Origin of the sequence: Paraburkholderia sp. HP33-1, assembly GCF_021390595.1 — a bacterium.
Lineage (GTDB): Bacteria > Pseudomonadota > Gammaproteobacteria > Burkholderiales > Burkholderiaceae > Paraburkholderia.
Genome location: NZ_JAJEJR010000001.1, coordinates 3,387,963 through 3,404,869, shown reverse-complemented (window position 1 = coordinate 3,404,869; position 16,907 = coordinate 3,387,963). Strand labels below are relative to the sequence as shown.

Here is a 16,907-nt window from a genome sequence, read left to right as displayed (position 1 = left end):
AAGACAACTAGCGGTACGCGCCTCTCGCGCAATCTGCGGTGCATGACGCCGCATTGCCATTGTGTTCGACGACAATGGCATCGACCGCCGCGCCGGGACACGGCGCGGCGGTTGTCTTTTCAGGCATTGCAGGTCGATGGCCGAGTACGAGCCGCGCCGTCACGACCGTTTCCCGGTATTTCGATTTCGACGCTTCAGGACGAGGAAGTATGGATCTATCAATTGCGGCGATCCTCGCGCAGGACGGCATCACGACCGGCGCGATCTACGCGCTGCTCGCGCTTGCGCTGGTGCTGGTGTTCTCCGTCACGCGGGTGATCTTCATCCCGCAAGGGGAGTTCGTTTCGTACGGCGCGTTGACTCTCGCCGCACTTCAGACGCAGAAGTTTCCGGCCACTTGCTGGCTGTTGATGGCGATGGGCGCCGCATGCTTCGTCGTCGAGACGACAGCCGTGTTGCGGCGCGTGGAGCGACGCCGACGTGCGGCACGTACGCTGCCCGTGCTGGCAGGGAAGTACCTGCTGTTCCCGATTGCGGTCTACGCGCTCACGCGCGGCATTTTCCTGCAGCCGCTGCCGATGATTGTGCAGATCGCGCTGACGCTCCTGATCGTGATTCCGATGGGGCCGTTCGTTTATCGGCTCGCAATTGAGCCGATCGCGGAAGCGACCACGCTGCTGCTGTTGATCGTCGCGGTGGCCGTGCATTTCGCGATGGTCGGTCTCGGCCTCGTGATGTTCGGCGCGGAGGGCTCGCGCACCAACGCGTTTTCCGATGCGACGTTCAACGTCGGCACGCTGTCGATCTCCGGGCAGAGCCTGTGGGTGATCGGCACCGCGGTCTTTCTGATCGGCGCGCTGTATCTCTACTTCGATCGATCGATCTCTGGCAAGGCGTTGCGCGCGACGTCGGTGAACCGGCTCGGCGCGCGGCTCGTCGGCATCGGCACGACGCAGGCGGGACGTCTCGCGTTCACGCTCGCAGCGGGGCTTGGCGCGTTGTGCGGCATCCTCGTCGCACCGCTCACCACGATCTACTACGACTCGGGCTTCCTGATCGGATTGAAGGGCTTCGTGGGCGCAATCATCGGCGGTCTGGTCAGCTATCCGCTCGCGGCGGCCGGGTCGATTCTCGTTGGTCTGCTGGAGTCGTATTCGTCGTTCTGGGCCAGTGCTTATAAGGAAGTAATCGTGTTCACGCTGATCATCCCGGTGCTGCTGTGGCGCAGTCTTGCGAGCCCGCATGCCGAAGAGGAAGGGGAGTGACGCGATGAAACGGATCATGCAAAAGAAGTTCTTCTGGCTGTTCCTCATCGTCCTGTTCGCGTTACCGGCGCTGCCGCATCCGATTCATGTGCCCGAGTACTGGGTCACGCTGCTCAACTACATCGGCCTGTATTCGATCGTCGCGATCGGCCTCGTGCTGTTGACCGGTATCGGCGGCATGACGAGCTTCGGGCAGGCCGCGTTCGTCGGCATCGGCGCCTATGCGACCGCGTATCTGACGACGAACTTCGGCGTGTCGCCGTGGCTCGCGCTGATCGCTGGCGTGATCGTCACTGCGCTGATCGCGCTGATGCTCGGTCTCGTGACGATGCGTCTGTCGGGCCACTTCCTGCCGCTCGGCACGATTGCGTGGGGGCTTGCGCTGTTTTACCTGTTCGGCAATCTGGACATGCTTGGCAAGTACGACGGGATCAACGGCATCCCGGTGTTGAATGTTTTTGGGATAAACCTCGAGTCCGGCCGCCATATCTATTACCTGATCTGGGTGGTCGTGCTCGGTGCGGTCGTTTCTGTTCAGAATCTGCTTAATAGCCGGCCGGGCCGCGCGATTCGCGCGCTGCGCGGTGGTGGTCTGATGGCAGAGTCGATGGGGGTCAACACCGGCTGGATGCGCGTCGTGATCTTCGTTTATGCGGCGGTGCTCGCATCTGTGTCGGGCTTTCTCTACGCGCACTTGCAGCGCGCGGTGAATCCCACGCCATTCGGCCTGAATCACGGCATCGAGTTTCTGTTCATGGCAGTGGTGGGTGGCGTCTCGCACGTCTGGGGCGCGGTGCTAGGCGCGGCGATTTTGACCGTGCTGCAGGACTATCTGCAGACGCTGCTGCCGAAACTGCTCGGCGAGAACGGCAACTTCGAAGTGATCGTGTTCGGAATCATCATGGTGCTGTTGCTGCAGTACGCGCGACAGGGCGTATGGCCGTTCGTCGCGCGCTTCTTTCCGCGCGGCCCACGTGCGCATCTCGCGGATCATGCGGAGCCTCTGCCGCAGCGCAACAAGCCGCGGGCCGGCGAAGACCTGCTGACGGTGAACAAGGCGCGCAAACAGTTCGGTGGCCTCGTCGCGGTGAACGACGTGAGCTTCGAGGTCAAAGCAGGGGAAATCATCGGGCTGATCGGGCCGAACGGCGCCGGCAAGTCGACGACGTTCAATCTCGTGACGGGCGTGCTCCAGGCGTCGAGCGGCGAGATCACGTTCCACGGCGAGCGCATCGATGCGCTGAGTTCACGTGAAATCGTCAAGCGGGGCATCGGCCGGACGTTCCAGCACGTGAAGCTGCTGCCGGGCATGACCGTGCTCGAGAACGTCGCGATCGGCGCGCATCTGCGTGGCCACGCGGGCGTGTGGCGCAGCGTCGTGCGGCTAAACGGCGCAGAAGAAGCGCGACTGATGGCTGAAGCCGCACGGCAGATTCGTCGCGTCGGCCTCGAACAGCATATGTACGACGAAGCGGGCAGCCTCGCGCTCGGTCAGCAGCGAATACTAGAAATTGCGCGCGCGCTGTGCTGCGATCCGACTTTGTTATTGCTCGACGAACCGGCAGCAGGTTTGCGCTATCAGGAAAAGCTGCAGCTTGCCGATCTGCTGCGCCGGCTGAAGGCGGAGGGGATGAGCATATTGCTCGTCGAGCACGACATGGATTTCGTGATGAATCTGACGGACCGGCTCGTGGTCATGGAATTTGGCACGCGGATCGCCGAGGGGCTGCCACAGGAACTGCAGCAGGATCCCGCAGTGCTCGAAGCCTATCTGGGTGGGGTGGAATGATGGAAAACAGGACGACGACCGGCGTAGCGGCGGCGGGGCTGATTCTCGAGGTGAATCAATTGTCGGTCCGCTATGGCAAGGTTGAGGCGCTGCACAATGCGGCGATCAAGGTGCGGGCGGGGGAGATCGTCTCTGTGATCGGCCCGAACGGGGCCGGCAAATCGACGCTGCTGAATGCGATCATGGGCGCGTTGCCGACCTCCGGCCATGCGAAAGGCGCGATTACCTATCAGGGAGATGACGTCAGCGCGGTGCCGGTCGAAAAACGCGTCGCGCTCGGTATGTGCCTGGTGCCGGAAAAGCGTGAGCTGTTCGCGTCGATGACGGTGGAAGATAATCTGCTGCTTGGTGCCTACCGACGCAAGCGGGCAGGGGAGCGCAATTTTCTCGATCAGCTGGAACCGGTGTTCGAGCTGTTTCCGCGACTGAAGGAGCGGCGCAAGCAGGCGGCCGGCACGCTGTCCGGTGGCGAGCGGCAGATGCTCGCGGTCGGCCGCGCGTTGATGGGCAAACCCGATCTGCTGATGCTGGACGAACCGAGCCTCGGTCTAGCGCCGCTGATTGTTAAGGAGATTTTCCACATCATCAGCGCGCTGCGGCAGACCGGTGTCGCGACGCTGTTGATCGAGCAGAATGCGCGCGCTGCGTTGCAGATCTCGGACTACGGTTACGTGCTGGAAACCGGCGAACTGGCACTGGAAGGACCGGCGACTGACCTCGCGCAGAATCCGCGCGTGATCGAAACCTATCTCGGCCTGGCTAAAAAGGTCGCGTAAGTCCGCACTTTTTGGGCGGTTGCTCTCTCAGGAAGCGGTGTGTTTCACGTGAAACACACCGCTTTTTTATCGTTTCGCCAATCGGACGAAATTCGGGCCGAAACCGAACCCGTTATAATCCGCCCATACATTTCCTTTAAAGGCTCACGCGACGATCTGGCGTGAGATCCCGCGATGCTTTTTCCCACAGAATTTGACGTAATCGTCGTCGGCGGTGGTCATGCCGGCACCGAAGCTGCTTTGGCGTCGGCGCGCATGGGCAATAAAACGCTGCTTTTGACCCATAACATTGAGACTTTAGGGCAGATGAGTTGCAATCCGTCGATCGGCGGTATCGGCAAAGGCCATCTGGTCAAGGAAGTCGACGCGCTCGGCGGCGCCATGGCGGCCGCGACCGACGAAAGCGGCATCCAGTTCCGGATCCTGAATTCGTCGAAAGGACCGGCGGTTCGCGCTACGAGGGCTCAGGCTGACCGCGTGCTGTATAAGGCGGCGATTCGTCATCGTCTGGAGAATCAGCCGAACCTGTGGCTGTTCCAGCAGGCCGTGGACGATCTGATGGTCGAGGGTGATCGCGTCGTCGGTGCCGTCACGCAAGTGGGCATTCGTTTCCGCGCGCGCGCGGTGGTTCTGACGGCCGGCACGTTCCTCGATGGCAAGATTCACGTGGGGTTGAACAACTACACCGGCGGCCGCGCCGGCGACCCGGCTGCGGTTTCACTGTCGGCGCGGCTAAAAGAGCTGAAGTTGCCGCAAGGGCGTCTGAAAACCGGCACACCGCCCCGCATCGACGGCCGTACGATCGACTATTCCCAGCTCGAAGAGCAGCCGGGCGATCTGGATCCGGTACCGGTGTTTTCGTTCCTCGGACGCGTCGAGCAGCACCCGCGCCAGGTGCCGTGCTGGGTCACGCATACGAATCAACGCACGCACGACATCATTCGCGGCGGTCTCGATCGTTCGCCGATGTACACGGGCGTGATCGAAGGGGTGGGGCCGCGCTATTGCCCGTCGATCGAGGACAAGATTCATCGGTTTGCGTCGAAGGAATCGCATCAGATTTATCTCGAACCCGAAGGCCTGACGACTAACGAGTTCTATCCGAACGGAATCTCGACGAGCCTGCCGTTCGACGTGCAGCTTGAGCTGGTGCGTTCGATGCGCGGCCTTGAGCATGCGCATATCCTGCGGCCCGGCTACGCGATCGAGTACGATTATTTCGATCCGCGCGGGCTCAAGGCATCGCTGGAAACCAAGGTGATCAGTGGGCTGTTCTTCGCTGGTCAGATCAACGGCACGACCGGCTACGAAGAGGCGGCGGCACAAGGCGTTCTAGCCGGTATCAACGCCGGTCTGTTCGTGCAAGGCAGGGACGCGTGGTGCCCGCGCCGCGATCAGGCTTATCTTGGCGTGCTGGTCGACGATCTGGTCACGCGCGGTGTGTCAGAGCCGTATCGGATGTTTACGAGCCGTGCCGAATATCGTCTGAGCTTGCGCGAAGACAACGCCGATATGCGTCTGACGGAGATCGGCCGTGAACTAGGTGTGGTCGATGACGCCCGCTGGGACGCATTCAGCCGCAAGCGCGACGCTGTTTCACGTGAAACACAGCGCCTGCGTTCAACGTGGGTCAATCCTAAGACGTTATCCGCCGACGAAGCGACAGCCTTGCTCGGTAAGCCGATCGACCACGAATACAGCCTCGCAGACTTGCTGCGTCGTCCGGGCGTCAGCTACGACGGCGTCTGCGGACTGCGGGATGGCGCCTGCGGCGCGCCCGAAGCGCTGGCCGAAGACCCAGTGCTGCTCGCGCAGATCAAGGAACAGATCGAAATTGGCGTCAAATATCAGGGATACATCGACCGGCAGGCCGATGAGATCGAGCGCAACGAGGCGCAAGAGAACACGCGTCTGCCGGAAGGGCTGGACTACACCGAGGTACGCGGGCTGTCGTTCGAAGCCCGCCAGAAGCTGATGCAGTTCCGGCCGGAAACGATTGGACAGGCGTCGCGTATTTCGGGCATCACGCCGGCCGCTATCTCGCTGCTGATGGTGCATCTGAAGCGCGGTCTGGGACGTCGTCCGTCGAAAACCGCCGAACCCGGCGCCGACAGCAAGCCGGTGGTGCAATGACGATTGCGCAGAGGGGAGTCGACCAGCAGGCGCTGACGTCGTTGCTGGCCAACGGTGTCCACGAGCTTGGCATCGATCTGAGCGACGAGCAGCAGCGCAAGCTACTCGATTATGTCGCGCTGCTCGCAAAGTGGAACAACGTCTACAACCTGACGGCGATCCGCGATCCGCGGCAGATGCTGATCCAGCACATCCTCGATTCGCTGTCGATCGTGCCGCATCTGGCGCCGCGTGGGCCATCGTCGGTGCTCGACGTCGGTTCGGGCGGCGGTCTGCCGGGGATCGTGCTCGCGATCGTGCTGCCCGATTGGACCGTCACCACGAACGACATCGTTCATAAAAAAACCGCCTTTCAGGCACAGGCGAAGGCCGAGCTGGGCCTCGCGAACCTCTCGGTCGTGACCGGCCGTGTGGAGACGCTGCGGCCCGGCGCCGAAGTACCGGCAAAGTTCGACGTAATCGTCTCGCGCGCATTCGCAGAACTCGCGGATTTCGTTACACTGGCCCGTCATCTGGTTGCGGAGCACGGCGCGATCTGGGCGATGAAAGGTGTGCGGCCGGATGACGAAATCGGGCGGTTACCGGCGGGCTGCCACATGGAACAGATCATCAGGCTGAACGTGCCGTCGCTTGACGCCGAGCGGCATCTGATCGAGGTGCGGGTGGACGCCGAAAGCTGATGGCCGCTGTGGCCTCGAAGCACCCCCAACGATTTTCACTTCATCCAAGCAGCAATAGGGACACACCAACGATGGCAAAAATCTTCTGCGTTGCGAACCAGAAGGGCGGCGTCGGCAAAACGACCACCACAGTCAATCTGGCCGCGAGCCTGGCAGCGCAGGGACAGCGAGTCCTTCTCATCGATCTGGACCCGCAGGGCAACGCCACGATGGGCAGTGGTATCGACAAGGCCGAGTGTACGAACACAGTCTACGAGGTGCTCGTGGACAACGTCCCGGTGGCCGATACGCGTGTGCGGCCCGAGGCGGTCGGCTACGACGTGCTGCCCGCGAACCGCGAGCTTGCGGGCGCCGAAGTGGAGCTCGTGAGCATGCAGCATCGAGAGCGTCAGCTGAAGACGGCGCTCTCGGCGGTCGAAGGCGAATACGATTTCGTGCTGATAGATTGCCCGCCGGCTTTGTCGCTGCTAACGCTCAACGGACTGTGCGCCGCCCACGGCGTCGTAATTCCGATGCAGTGTGAATACTTCGCGCTCGAGGGGCTGTCCGACCTCGTCAATACGATCAAGCAGGTTCACGCGAACCTGAATCGCGATCTCAAGGTGATCGGTCTGCTGCGCGTGATGTTCGATCCGCGCATCACGTTGCAACAGCAAGTCTCGGATCAATTGAAAGAGCATTTCGGCGACAAGGTGTTCGATGCGGTAATTCCACGCAACGTGCGATTGGCCGAGGCACCCAGCTACGGGCTGCCGGGCGTGGTGTTTGACAGGGCGTCGCGTGGCGCGCAGGCGTACGTGCAGTTCGGCGCTGAAATGATTGAGCGGGTGCGTGCGCTGAGCGACGCGCACCAGGCATCCTAAGCGGATCGAGGAAGCACGATGAATGCAGTAGCAAGGAAGAAGGGACTTGGCCGCGGTCTGGAAGCGTTGCTCGGCGGCACCGCGGATATCACCGAGGCGGTGGTGATCGACGGCGCGCCGAACGTGCTGCCGCTCGCCAAGATGCAGGCGGGCAAATATCAGCCGCGCACGCGCATGGACGAAGGCGCGCTGCAGGAGCTCGCGGCGAGCATCCGCGCGCAAGGACTGATGCAGCCGATTCTGGTGCGTCCGATCGCGGCGGATCGCTACGAGATTATCGCGGGCGAGCGGCGTTTTCGCGCGGCGCGCATCGCGGGCCTCGACGAGGTGCCGGTGCTCGTGAGGGACGTGCCGGACCAGGCCGCCGCTGCGATGGCGCTGATCGAAAACATTCAGCGCGAAGATCTGAATCCGCTCGAAGAGGCGCAGGGCATCCAGCGCCTGCTCGACGAGTTTAATTTCACCCACGAGCAGGCGGCGGAGTCGGTGGGCCGTTCGCGTAGCGCGGTGTCGAACTTGCTGCGTCTGCTTAACCTCGCGACGCCGGTGCAGACGATGTTGCTCGCCGGCGATCTGGACATGGGCCACGCTCGTGCGCTGCTCGCCGTCGATGCGGCGACGCAGATCACGTTGGCCAACCAGGTCGTCAACAAGCGCTTGTCCGTGCGCGAGACCGAAAAGCTGGTCGCGATGACCACGAAGGTGACGCCGGCGGTCAAGGTGCGCGCGAATCCGGATGGCGGCCGCGACACGCGACGGCTGGAAGAGGAACTATCGGACCTGCTGGCGGCGACGGTGAAAATCAAGCTCGGCCGACGCGGTCGCGGCCAGGTGTTGGTCGACTTCGGCGATCTCGATGCGCTGGAAGGCATTCTGGTTCGCTTGCGCGGGAGCGCGAACGTTTGAGCGGAGATACGCACGACAGGGCAAGGTGGCGAACGACGAGCGGCCTGTGCATGAGCAGCGCCGCGAGTCAATCTATCTCAGTGCGAACAATTACCGTGGATTCCTAAATAACCCGCGCGAAAATAATAAGGAATACTAGTTTTGAGTGGCCGGTACGTGCGCGGTGACCATCCTTGCGTGCCGCTATCACAAAGCCGCTTGACCATCATTGATTTTCGCGGCCCTGATGATTCAGGTCAATCGATGATCTGTCCCATTTGCACCTTAAAAAAGAGGCATTTGTTGCATTTTCGAGACGTCCGTCGCAGCGTCGAAACGGTCTGCCGACAAGCTTCGACCCATGCGATGCGCCGCACGGGATTTGCCGCCCCCCGCCCACCTTACATTCGACGTGTTTAGCGTCGTTAGCATACGTTTTACCGCATGGCGAAGGCACGCTTCACGCCGTTATAGGCCGGCCTAAAGTCTTGAATTGCCTGCAACTATCGCTTACAATCGCCCGGATTTAATTGCACGGCAACCCCGTAAGCGCTGCGTAAATTCGCGGGCTGAACGAGACTTTCGGAACATTGCGATGGCGGTCAAAACGTCGAATCTGTCGCCGGAGAATGGTGACGACAGACACCGCGCTGAACGCTCCGCTCCCGAGACGTCCGGCAGTCGGCAGTTCGACCCGGGCGAAGCGTGGGATGACGCGCAGGAAGATAACAATATCGTTCCGCTCACACGGGCCGAGGCGGAAAAGCTGTTTGGTCCCGGTGTGGGTCGTCCATCGCGCGTGACGCCGTTCAGAGTCGTCGCGGCGCAAATGGTTTTGTCCCTGGTCGCAACGCTGTTGTGGTGGCTGTTCTACAAGCCGCCGGGCGCTGCTGCGCTGTCCGCGCTCCTGGGGGGAGCGATCTGCTGGGTGCCGGGCGCGTTGTTCGCGGCACGATTGAAAAGCCAGGGCGGCGCCGAGACTGTAATGAGTTGGATGATCGGCGAAGCCCTCAAGATGGGGACAACGATTGCGATGTTTGTCGCAATCGCCTTCTGGTATCACGACGTACGCTGGATTCCGCTGCTCGTTACCTACCTCGTCGCGCTGAAGACTTACTGGATCGCCTTGGCGTGGCGCTAAGGTAGCAGCAAAAAAAATAGCAGCAAAAAGAATTTAAGGCCGGCGCGTGGCGCCGGCACGGGTGTGCGGATGAGACAGGGCCCGCACCCGGCGCGTTCCCGTAATAGAGTATTTCAGCGGGAGCGGCCTCAGACGATTTTCGACAATTTGGGTGGCTTTAACGATATGGCAGCTAGCGAAGGCACGCGCGCAATGGATCCGTCCGAGTACATCGCGCACCACTTGCAGAACTTTTCCACCGCGCATCAGACGTCGATTTTCGACATCCACGTGTGGAATCTCGACACCCTTTTCTGGTCGATCTTGTGCGGCCTCGTCACGATCTTCGTGCTGCACATGGCAGCCCGCAAGGCAACGTCCGGCGTGCCGGGCCGTTTCCAGTGCGCGATCGAAATGCTGGTCGAAATGGTCGAGGATCAATCGAAGGCGATGATCCACGGCTCGCGCACTTTCATCGCGCCGCTCGCACTGACTGTGTTCGTCTGGGTCGCGCTGATGAACTCGCTCGACTTCGTTCCCGTCGACCTGCCGAGCCGCCTGATCGGCTGGCTGGGTCTCTCCGAAGTCATCCCGCACCACCGCCTCGTACCGACCGCCGACCTGAACGGCACGATCGGCATCGCGCTCGGCGTGTTCGTGCTGATGATTTACTACAACTTCAAGATCAAGGGCGCTGGCGGCTTCGTGCACGAACTGCTGTCCGCTCCGTTCGGCGCGCATCCGCTGCTGTGGATCCCGAACCTTGCACTGAACATCATCGAGTTCGTCGCGAAGACGGTCTCGCTCGGCATGCGGTTGTTCGGCAACATGTATGCGGGCGAACTGTTGTTCCTGCTGATTGCCCTGCTCGGCAGTATCTGGAGCTTCGGCGCGGACACGACGGTGCTTGGCTTCATCGGCCACGTGGTCGCCGGCACAGTGTGGTCAATCTTCCACATCCTGATCGTTCTGCTGCAGGCGTTCATTTTCATGATGCTGACGCTGGTGTACATCGGCCAGGCACACGACACGCACTAACCTGCGCCGTCGGCAAAAGAATCGCAGTTTTTCAAATCCCAGTTCCAACCAGTTCTAAAAGACTTTTCACAAAGGAGTGATCATGCAAGCTTTCATCGCCAACATCCAGGGTCTGACCGCCATCGGTATCGGCATCATCATCGGCCTGGGTGCAATCGGCGCCTGTATCGGTATCGGTCTGATGGGCGGCAAGTACATCGAAGCATGCGCCCGTCAACCGGAACTGATGAACCCGCTGCAAACCAAGATGTTCCTGCTGGCTGGTCTGATCGATGCGGCGTTCCTGATTGGCGTTGGTGTGGCAATGCTGTTTGCGTTCGCGAACCCGCTGCTCTCGAAGCTGGCAGGCTGAGGTTCCTCGGAGGTTTGCGCCTGAGCTATAACTGGTAAAGGCGCAGGGCGGAACGGGTACTGGGGCGCTGATCGAACAGAATCGATGAGCGCCTTGCCGTTTCACTTTCCGAACAAGCAACATTTAAGGAAACACCGTGAATCTAAACGCAACCCTGTTTGCGCAAATGGTCGTGTTCCTGATCCTCGCGTGGTTCACGATGAAATTCGTGTGGCCGCCGCTGATCAACGCCCTCGACGAGCGCGCGAAGAAGATCGCCGACGGTCTGTCCGCCGCGGAAAAGGGCAAGCAGGAACTCGAAGCCGCTCACAAGCGCGTCGACCAGGAACTCGCCCAAGCTCGCAACGACGGCCAGCAACGCATCGCCGACGCTGAAAAGCGCGCTGTCGCAGTCGCCGACGAAATCAAGGCTCAGGCGCAGGCGGAAGCCGCCCGCATCATCGCGCAGGCGAAGGCCGACGCGGATCAGCAAGTCGTGAAGGCACGCGAAGCGCTGCGTGGCGAAGTCGCCGCACTCGCAGTGAAGGGCGCTGAACAGATCCTGAAGCGCGAAGTCGACCAGGTAGCTCACGCTGACCTGCTGAATCAACTGAAAGCCGAGCTCTGATCATGGCCGAACTTGCAACCATCGCCCGTCCGTACGCGGAAGCGCTGTTTGGCGTGGCCGAAGCTGGTGACATCGCCGCCTGGTCCACGCTCGTGCAGGAGCTGGCACAGGTTGCGCGTCTGCCCGAAGTGCTGTCGATCGCCTCGAGCCCGAAAGTGAGCCGCGCCCAGGTCAGCGATCTGCTGCTGGCAGCGGTCCAGTCGCCGCTCAAGGACAACGCGCAAGCGAAGAATCTGGTGCAGATGCTGATGGACAACCATCGCCTGCAATTGCTGCCAGAAATCGCCTCGCAGTTCGAAGAGTTGAAGAACGCCCGCGAAGGGGCGGCAGATGTGCTGATCGTCAGCGCATTTCCGCTCGAAGGTGCGCAGTTGAACGAACTCGTCGCAAGCCTCGAACGCAAGTTCAAGCGCAAGCTGAAGCCGACGGTCGAAGTCGATCCGTCGCTGATCGGCGGCGTACGCGTGACGGTCGGCGACGAAGTGCTCGATACCTCGGTCCGCGCGCGGCTCGCCAGCATGCAAACGGCCCTGACGGCCTGAAGCGCCTCGCGCTTTAGCGGCTGGCACGCAACAGAATTGACTATCAGGAGCGAATAATGCAACTCAATCCCTCTGAGATCAGCGAGCTGATCAAGAGCCGGATCCAGGGCCTTGAAGCGAGCGCAGACGTTCGCAACCAGGGCACCGTGATCTCCGTGACCGACGGTATCGTGCGTATCCACGGCCTGTCGGAAGTGATGCAGGGCGAAATGCTCGAATTTCCGGGCAACACCTTCGGTCTCGCACTGAACCTCGAGCGCGACTCGGTCGGCGCCGTGATTCTGGGTGAGTACGAACACATTTCGGAAGGCGACATCGTCAAGACGACGGGCCGCATTCTGGAAGTGCCGGTGGGTCCGGAACTGCTCGGCCGCGTGGTCGACACACTCGGCAACCCGATCGACGGCAAGGGCCCGGTCAACGCGAAGCAAACCGATGCAATCGAAAAGATTGCTCCGGGCGTGATCTGGCGTAAGTCGGTTTCGGAACCGGTCCAGACCGGTCTGAAGTCGATCGACGCGATGGTGCCGATCGGCCGTGGCCAGCGTGAGCTGATCATCGGCGACCGCCAGTGCGGCAAGACCGCAGTCGCAGTCGACGCGATCATCAACCAGAAGGGCAAGAACCTCGTCTGTATCTATGTCGCGATCGGCCAGAAGGCTTCGTCGATCATGAACGTGGTGCGCAAGCTGGAAGAAACCGGCGCGCTGGAATACACGATCGTCGTGTCCGCTTCGGCTTCGGATTCGGCTGCGATGCAGTACCTCGCACCGTACGCCGGCTGCACGATGGGTGAATACTTCCGCGACCGCGGCCAGGACGCGCTGATCGTTTATGACGACTTGACCAAGCAGGCTTGGGCATACCGTCAGATCTCGCTGCTGCTGCGTCGCCCGCCGGGCCGTGAAGCTTATCCGGGTGATGTGTTCTATCTGCATTCGCGTCTGCTCGAGCGTGCTGCTCGCGTCTCGGAAGAGTACGTCGAGAAGTTCACCAACGGCGAAGTGAAGGGCAAGAGCGGCTCGCTGACGGCACTGCCGGTCATCGAAACGCAGGCAGGCGACGTGACCGCATTCGTTCCGACGAACGTGATCTCGATTACCGACGGCCAGATCTTCCTGGAAACCGACCTCTTCAACGCAGGTATCCGCCCGGCAATTAACGCTGGCGTGTCGGTGTCGCGTGTGGGTGGCGCGGCTCAGACGAAGGTCGTGAAGAAGCTGTCGGGCGGTATCCGTACCGACCTCGCGCAGTACCGTGAACTCGCTGCGTTCGCGCAGTTCGCATCGGACCTCGACGAAGCGACCCGCAAGCAGCTCGAGCGCGGCCGCCGCGTGACGGAACTGCTCAAGCAGCCGCAGTATCAACCGCTGCAGGTGTGGGAACTGGCTGTGTCGCTGTTCGCGGCGAACAACGGATATCTCGACGACCTCGAAGTTGCTCAAGTCCTGCCGTTTGAGAAGGGCCTGCGCGACTACCTGAAGGCGAGCCATGCTGACTTGGTCAAGCGCATCGAAGATACCAAGGAACTCTCGAAGGACGACGAAGGCCTGCTGCACACGGCCGTCAAAGACTTCAAGAAGTCCGGCGCTTATTGATCCGCGAGTGATCCGCAAGGCATAAACGGACCTTGAAGCGGCGCGGGCCGCATGCGAATGCTCCCGCGCTGCTTCGGCCGCTTTGCATGGGACCCGAGTAAGCGCTGAAGCGCTAACTCGGGCCGACAAAGGAGCAAGCAATGGCTGGAATGAAGGAAATTCGCGGCAAGATCAAGAGCGTGCAAAACACGCGCAAGATCACGAAAGCGATGGAGATGGTGGCCGCATCAAAGATGCGCCGCGCTCAGGAGCGCATGCGCGCTGCTCGCCCGTATGCCGACAAGGTCCGCGATATCGCTGCGCACATGAGCCGTGCGAACCCCGAGTATCGTCACCCGTTCATGGTGTCGAACGAAGGCGCGAAGGCGGCCGGTTTCATCCTCGTCACGACCGACAAAGGTCTGTGCGGCGGGATGAACACCAACGTGCTGCGCGCGTCGCTGCAGAAGTTCAAGGAACTGGAAGGCCAGGGCAAGACGATCGAGGCAACCGCGATCGGCAGCAAGGGTCTGGGTTTCCTGAACCGTCTGCAGGCGAAGGTCGTGTCGAACGTCGTGCAGCTGGGCGATACGCCGCATCTGGAAAAACTGATCGGCGCCGTCAAGGTGCAGCTCGACCTGTACTCGGAAGGCAAGGTCTCGGCGGTGTACCTCGCGTACACGCGCTTCATCAACACGATGAAGCAGGAGCCGGTGATCGAGCAGCTGCTGCCGTTGTCGGCAGACCAGTTCGAGCGCAAGGAAGAAGACGGTACGACGCCGAGCACGCAGTGGGACTACATCTACGAGCCGGACGCGCAGGCCGTGGTGGACGAACTGCTGGTGCGTTATGTCGAAGCGCTGGTCTACCAGGCCGTCGCGGAAAACATGGGATCGGAACAATCGGCCCGGATGGTCGCGATGAAGGCCGCTTCGGACAACGCGAAGACGGTGATCAACGATCTGCAGCTCAAATACAACAAGAGCCGTCAGGCCGCGATCACGAAAGAACTGTCGGAAATCGTCGGTGGAGCGGCGGCCGTCTGACCCCGGTCAGGCAGGTCGTTTCGTGTGCGCCCGCAGCGGCGCACCCATCGGAGAAACTGCGCCTTTGCGCGAGTGAAGAATTGAGTATCTAAAGGAAAAGCGATGAGTACTACTGCTTTGGTAGAAGGCAAGATCGTACAGTGCATCGGCGCGGTGATCGACGTGGAATTTCCGCGTGAAACCATGCCGAAGATTTACGACGCGCTCATTCTCGAAGGTTCGGAGCTGACGCTCGAAGTCCAGCAGCAGCTGGGCGACGGCGTGGTCCGTACCATCTGTCTGGGTGCTTCGGACGGTCTGCGCCGCGGCACGGTCGTGAAGAACACGGGCAATCCGATCAGCGTGCCGGTCGGCAAGCCGACCCTCGGCCGTATCATGGACGTGCTGGGCCGCCCGATCGACGAAGCCGGCCCGATCTCCAGCGAAACCACGCGTGCGATCCACCAGAAGGCTCCGGCGTTCGACGAACTGTCGCCGTCGACGGAACTGCTCGAAACCGGCATCAAGGTTATCGACCTGATCTGCCCGTTCGCGAAGGGCGGTAAGGTGGGTCTGTTCGGTGGCGCCGGCGTGGGCAAGACCGTGAACATGATGGAACTGATCAACAACATCGCGAAGGAACACGGCGGTTACTCCGTGTTCGCCGGTGTGGGCGAGCGTACCCGCGAAGGGAACGACTTCTATCATGAAATGAAGGACTCGAACGTTCTCGACAAGGTCGCGCTGGTGTACGGCCAGATGAACGAGCCGCCGGGCAACCGTCTGCGTGTCGCGCTGACCGGCCTGACGATGGCCGAGCACTTCCGTGACGAAGGCCTCGACGTGCTGTTCTTCGTCGACAACATCTACCGTTTCACGCTGGCCGGTACCGAAGTGTCGGCGCTGCTCGGCCGTATGCCGTCGGCAGTGGGCTATCAGCCGACGCTGGCTGAAGAAATGGGTAAGCTGCAAGAGCGTATTACGTCGACCAAGACTGGCTCGATCACGTCGGTGCAGGCCGTGTACGTCCCTGCGGACGACTTGACCGACCCGTCGCCGGCTACGACCTTCGGCCACCTCGACGCAACCGTCGTGTTGTCGCGTGACATCGCTTCGCTCGGGATCTACCCGGCAGTGGACCCGCTTGATTCGACCTCGCGTCAGATCGATCCGCACGTGATTGGCGAAGAGCACTACTCGATCACGCGCGGCGTGCAGCAGACGCTGCAGCGCTACAAGGAACTGCGCGACATCATCGCGATTCTGGGCATGGACGAGCTCGCGCCGGAAGACAAGCTCGCCGTCGCGCGCGCTCGTAAGATCCAGCGTTTCCTGTCGCAGCCGTTCCACGTCGCTGAAGTGTTCACGGGTTCGCCGGGCAAGTACGTGCCGCTGAAGGAAACGATCCGTGGCTTCAAGATGATCGTCGAAGGCGAATGCGACCACCTGCCGGAACAGGCGTTCTACATGGTCGGCACGATCGACGAAGCCTTTGAAAAGGCCAAGAAGATCCAGTAAAGGTCGGGTGTAACGAAGCGGGCGCGGGCCTCGCGCGTGTCGGTACGGTTGATGTATCGATACGCAAAGCCGGCGCCTGTCATTACGATCAACCTGCCTTGCATGGGACGAGAGTAAGCGCTTGACCGCTGACTCTCGTCGACAGGAGTCGACACATATGGCAACCATTAAAGTAGACGTCGTCAGCGCGGAAGAGGAAATCTTCTCGGGCCAGGCAAAGTTCGTCGCGCTGCCGGGCGAAGCGGGTGAACTCGGCATTCTGCCGGGTCACACGCCGCTCATCACGCGGATCCGTCCGGGTGCGGTGCGCATCGAAGTCGAAAACGGCGAAGAAGAGTTTGTATTCGTCGCCGGCGGCATCCTCGAAGTCCAGCCGGGCGCAGTGACGGTTCTCGCCGACACGGCGATTCGCGGCAAGGATCTCGACGAAGCCAAGGCCGAAGATGCACGCAAGCGTGCGCAGGAGGCGTTGCAGAACACGGGCTCGAACCTCGAGTACGCGACCGCTCAAGCGGAACTTGCATACGCGACGGCACAGCTCGCGGCAATCCAGCGTCTGCGCAAGCTGCGCGGCCAGCACTGAAGCAGTACGGAGCAGAAAGAAGCAGCCCGCGCGGCTGCTTTTTTTGATATTTGGTTGACGTTTACGTAAAGGTCGGCAAAATCCACCAGGTCGGAGAAAGAGGCGGCGGCTCCCGGCGGTCCGCGTGATGCGCTGCGGGTAAGACTTGATGCCG

At 61.3% G+C, this 16,907-nt stretch carries 16 protein-coding genes; all 16 read left to right on the top strand.

Features of this window, described 5'->3' with window-relative positions; all coding sequences use genetic code 11:
• Nucleotides 1-209: 209 nt before the first annotated feature.
• On the top strand, nt 210-1,265 hold the full coding sequence (locus L0U81_RS15680) for a branched-chain amino acid ABC transporter permease (RefSeq protein ID WP_233804057.1): 1,056 nt from the start codon (nt 210-212) through the stop codon (nt 1,263-1,265).
• Between the two features lie 4 nt (nt 1,266-1,269).
• Nucleotides 1,270-3,054 (top strand): branched-chain amino acid ABC transporter ATP-binding protein/permease, encoded by a 1,785-nt coding sequence (locus L0U81_RS15675; protein ID WP_233804056.1) that lies wholly within the window; start codon nt 1,270-1,272, stop codon nt 3,052-3,054.
• Complete coding sequence (locus L0U81_RS15670; RefSeq protein ID WP_233804368.1) at nt 3,054-3,830, top strand: ABC transporter ATP-binding protein; 777 nt, start codon at nt 3,054-3,056, stop codon at nt 3,828-3,830. Before L0U81_RS15675 ends, L0U81_RS15670 begins: the two co-directional genes overlap by 1 nt.
• Nucleotides 3,831-4,004: 174 nt before the next feature.
• Nucleotides 4,005-5,963, top strand: a complete 1,959-nt coding sequence (gene mnmG, locus L0U81_RS15665) for a tRNA uridine-5-carboxymethylaminomethyl(34) synthesis enzyme MnmG (protein ID WP_233804055.1) — start codon at nt 4,005-4,007, stop codon at nt 5,961-5,963.
• On the top strand, nt 5,960-6,643 hold the full coding sequence (rsmG, locus tag L0U81_RS15660; RefSeq protein ID WP_233804054.1) for a 16S rRNA (guanine(527)-N(7))-methyltransferase RsmG: 684 nt from the start codon (nt 5,960-5,962) through the stop codon (nt 6,641-6,643). Before mnmG ends, rsmG begins: the two co-directional genes overlap by 4 nt.
• A gap of 71 nt (nt 6,644-6,714) precedes the next feature.
• A complete protein-coding gene (locus tag L0U81_RS15655; RefSeq protein WP_233804053.1) occupies nt 6,715-7,506 on the top strand; it encodes a ParA family protein in 792 nt (263 codons plus the stop codon).
• 18 nt (nt 7,507-7,524) lie between these two features.
• Nucleotides 7,525-8,412, top strand: a complete 888-nt coding sequence (locus L0U81_RS15650; RefSeq protein ID WP_233804052.1) for a ParB/RepB/Spo0J family partition protein — start codon at nt 7,525-7,527, stop codon at nt 8,410-8,412.
• 574 nt (nt 8,413-8,986) lie between these two features.
• The gene (locus L0U81_RS15645) at nt 8,987-9,532 is read left to right on the top strand and encodes an ATP synthase subunit I (RefSeq protein WP_233804051.1); all 546 of its coding nucleotides are present in this window, start codon (nt 8,987-8,989) and stop codon (nt 9,530-9,532) included.
• Between the two features lie 165 nt (nt 9,533-9,697).
• Complete coding sequence (gene atpB / locus L0U81_RS15640) at nt 9,698-10,549, top strand: F0F1 ATP synthase subunit A (RefSeq protein WP_233804050.1); 852 nt, start codon at nt 9,698-9,700, stop codon at nt 10,547-10,549.
• 82 nt (nt 10,550-10,631) lie between these two features.
• Nucleotides 10,632-10,901, top strand: coding sequence for a F0F1 ATP synthase subunit C (gene atpE, locus L0U81_RS15635; RefSeq protein ID WP_007180033.1), 270 nt, complete (start codon nt 10,632-10,634; stop codon nt 10,899-10,901).
• Between the two features lie 136 nt (nt 10,902-11,037).
• The gene (locus tag L0U81_RS15630) at nt 11,038-11,508 is read left to right on the top strand and encodes a F0F1 ATP synthase subunit B (RefSeq protein WP_233804049.1); all 471 of its coding nucleotides are present in this window, start codon (nt 11,038-11,040) and stop codon (nt 11,506-11,508) included.
• Between the two features lie 2 nt (nt 11,509-11,510).
• A complete protein-coding gene (locus L0U81_RS15625; RefSeq protein WP_233804048.1) occupies nt 11,511-12,050 on the top strand; it encodes a F0F1 ATP synthase subunit delta in 540 nt (179 codons plus the stop codon).
• 56 nt (nt 12,051-12,106) lie between these two features.
• Nucleotides 12,107-13,648 carry a F0F1 ATP synthase subunit alpha gene (atpA, locus tag L0U81_RS15620; RefSeq protein WP_233804047.1) on the top strand — a complete coding sequence of 514 codons (1,542 nt, stop codon included), beginning with the start codon at nt 12,107-12,109 and terminating at the stop codon, nt 13,646-13,648.
• Between the two features lie 140 nt (nt 13,649-13,788).
• Nucleotides 13,789-14,673, top strand: a complete 885-nt coding sequence (gene atpG / locus L0U81_RS15615) for a F0F1 ATP synthase subunit gamma (protein ID WP_233804046.1) — start codon at nt 13,789-13,791, stop codon at nt 14,671-14,673.
• A gap of 102 nt (nt 14,674-14,775) precedes the next feature.
• The gene (gene atpD / locus L0U81_RS15610) at nt 14,776-16,170 is read left to right on the top strand and encodes a F0F1 ATP synthase subunit beta (RefSeq protein ID WP_233804045.1); all 1,395 of its coding nucleotides are present in this window, start codon (nt 14,776-14,778) and stop codon (nt 16,168-16,170) included.
• A 157-nt stretch (nt 16,171-16,327) separates the two neighbouring features.
• Complete coding sequence (locus L0U81_RS15605; RefSeq protein WP_230561001.1) at nt 16,328-16,753, top strand: F0F1 ATP synthase subunit epsilon; 426 nt, start codon at nt 16,328-16,330, stop codon at nt 16,751-16,753.
• Nucleotides 16,754-16,907: the final 154 nt, after the last annotated feature.

Excerpts from the sequence above, each read along its gene's own strand:
- L0U81_RS15680 (WP_233804057.1), top strand. The coding sequence starts at position 210 with ATGGATCTATCAATTGCGGCGATCCTCGCGCAGGACGGCATCACGACC.
- L0U81_RS15675 (WP_233804056.1), top strand. The coding sequence starts at position 1,270 with ATGAAACGGATCATGCAAAAGAAGTTCTTCTGGCTGTTCCTCATCGTC.
- L0U81_RS15670 (WP_233804368.1), top strand. The coding sequence starts at position 3,054 with ATGGAAAACAGGACGACGACCGGCGTAGCGGCGGCGGGGCTGATTCTC.
- mnmG (WP_233804055.1), top strand. The coding sequence starts at position 4,005 with ATGCTTTTTCCCACAGAATTTGACGTAATCGTCGTCGGCGGTGGTCAT.
- rsmG (WP_233804054.1), top strand. The coding sequence starts at position 5,960 with ATGACGATTGCGCAGAGGGGAGTCGACCAGCAGGCGCTGACGTCGTTG.
- L0U81_RS15655 (WP_233804053.1), top strand. The coding sequence starts at position 6,715 with ATGGCAAAAATCTTCTGCGTTGCGAACCAGAAGGGCGGCGTCGGCAAA.
- L0U81_RS15650 (WP_233804052.1), top strand. The coding sequence starts at position 7,525 with ATGAATGCAGTAGCAAGGAAGAAGGGACTTGGCCGCGGTCTGGAAGCG.
- L0U81_RS15645 (WP_233804051.1), top strand. The coding sequence starts at position 8,987 with ATGGCGGTCAAAACGTCGAATCTGTCGCCGGAGAATGGTGACGACAGA.
- atpB (WP_233804050.1), top strand. The coding sequence starts at position 9,698 with ATGGCAGCTAGCGAAGGCACGCGCGCAATGGATCCGTCCGAGTACATC.
- atpE (WP_007180033.1), top strand. The coding sequence starts at position 10,632 with ATGCAAGCTTTCATCGCCAACATCCAGGGTCTGACCGCCATCGGTATC.
- L0U81_RS15625 (WP_233804048.1), top strand. The coding sequence starts at position 11,511 with ATGGCCGAACTTGCAACCATCGCCCGTCCGTACGCGGAAGCGCTGTTT.
- atpA (WP_233804047.1), top strand. The coding sequence starts at position 12,107 with ATGCAACTCAATCCCTCTGAGATCAGCGAGCTGATCAAGAGCCGGATC.
- atpG (WP_233804046.1), top strand. The coding sequence starts at position 13,789 with ATGGCTGGAATGAAGGAAATTCGCGGCAAGATCAAGAGCGTGCAAAAC.
- atpD (WP_233804045.1), top strand. The coding sequence starts at position 14,776 with ATGAGTACTACTGCTTTGGTAGAAGGCAAGATCGTACAGTGCATCGGC.
- L0U81_RS15605 (WP_230561001.1), top strand. The coding sequence starts at position 16,328 with ATGGCAACCATTAAAGTAGACGTCGTCAGCGCGGAAGAGGAAATCTTC.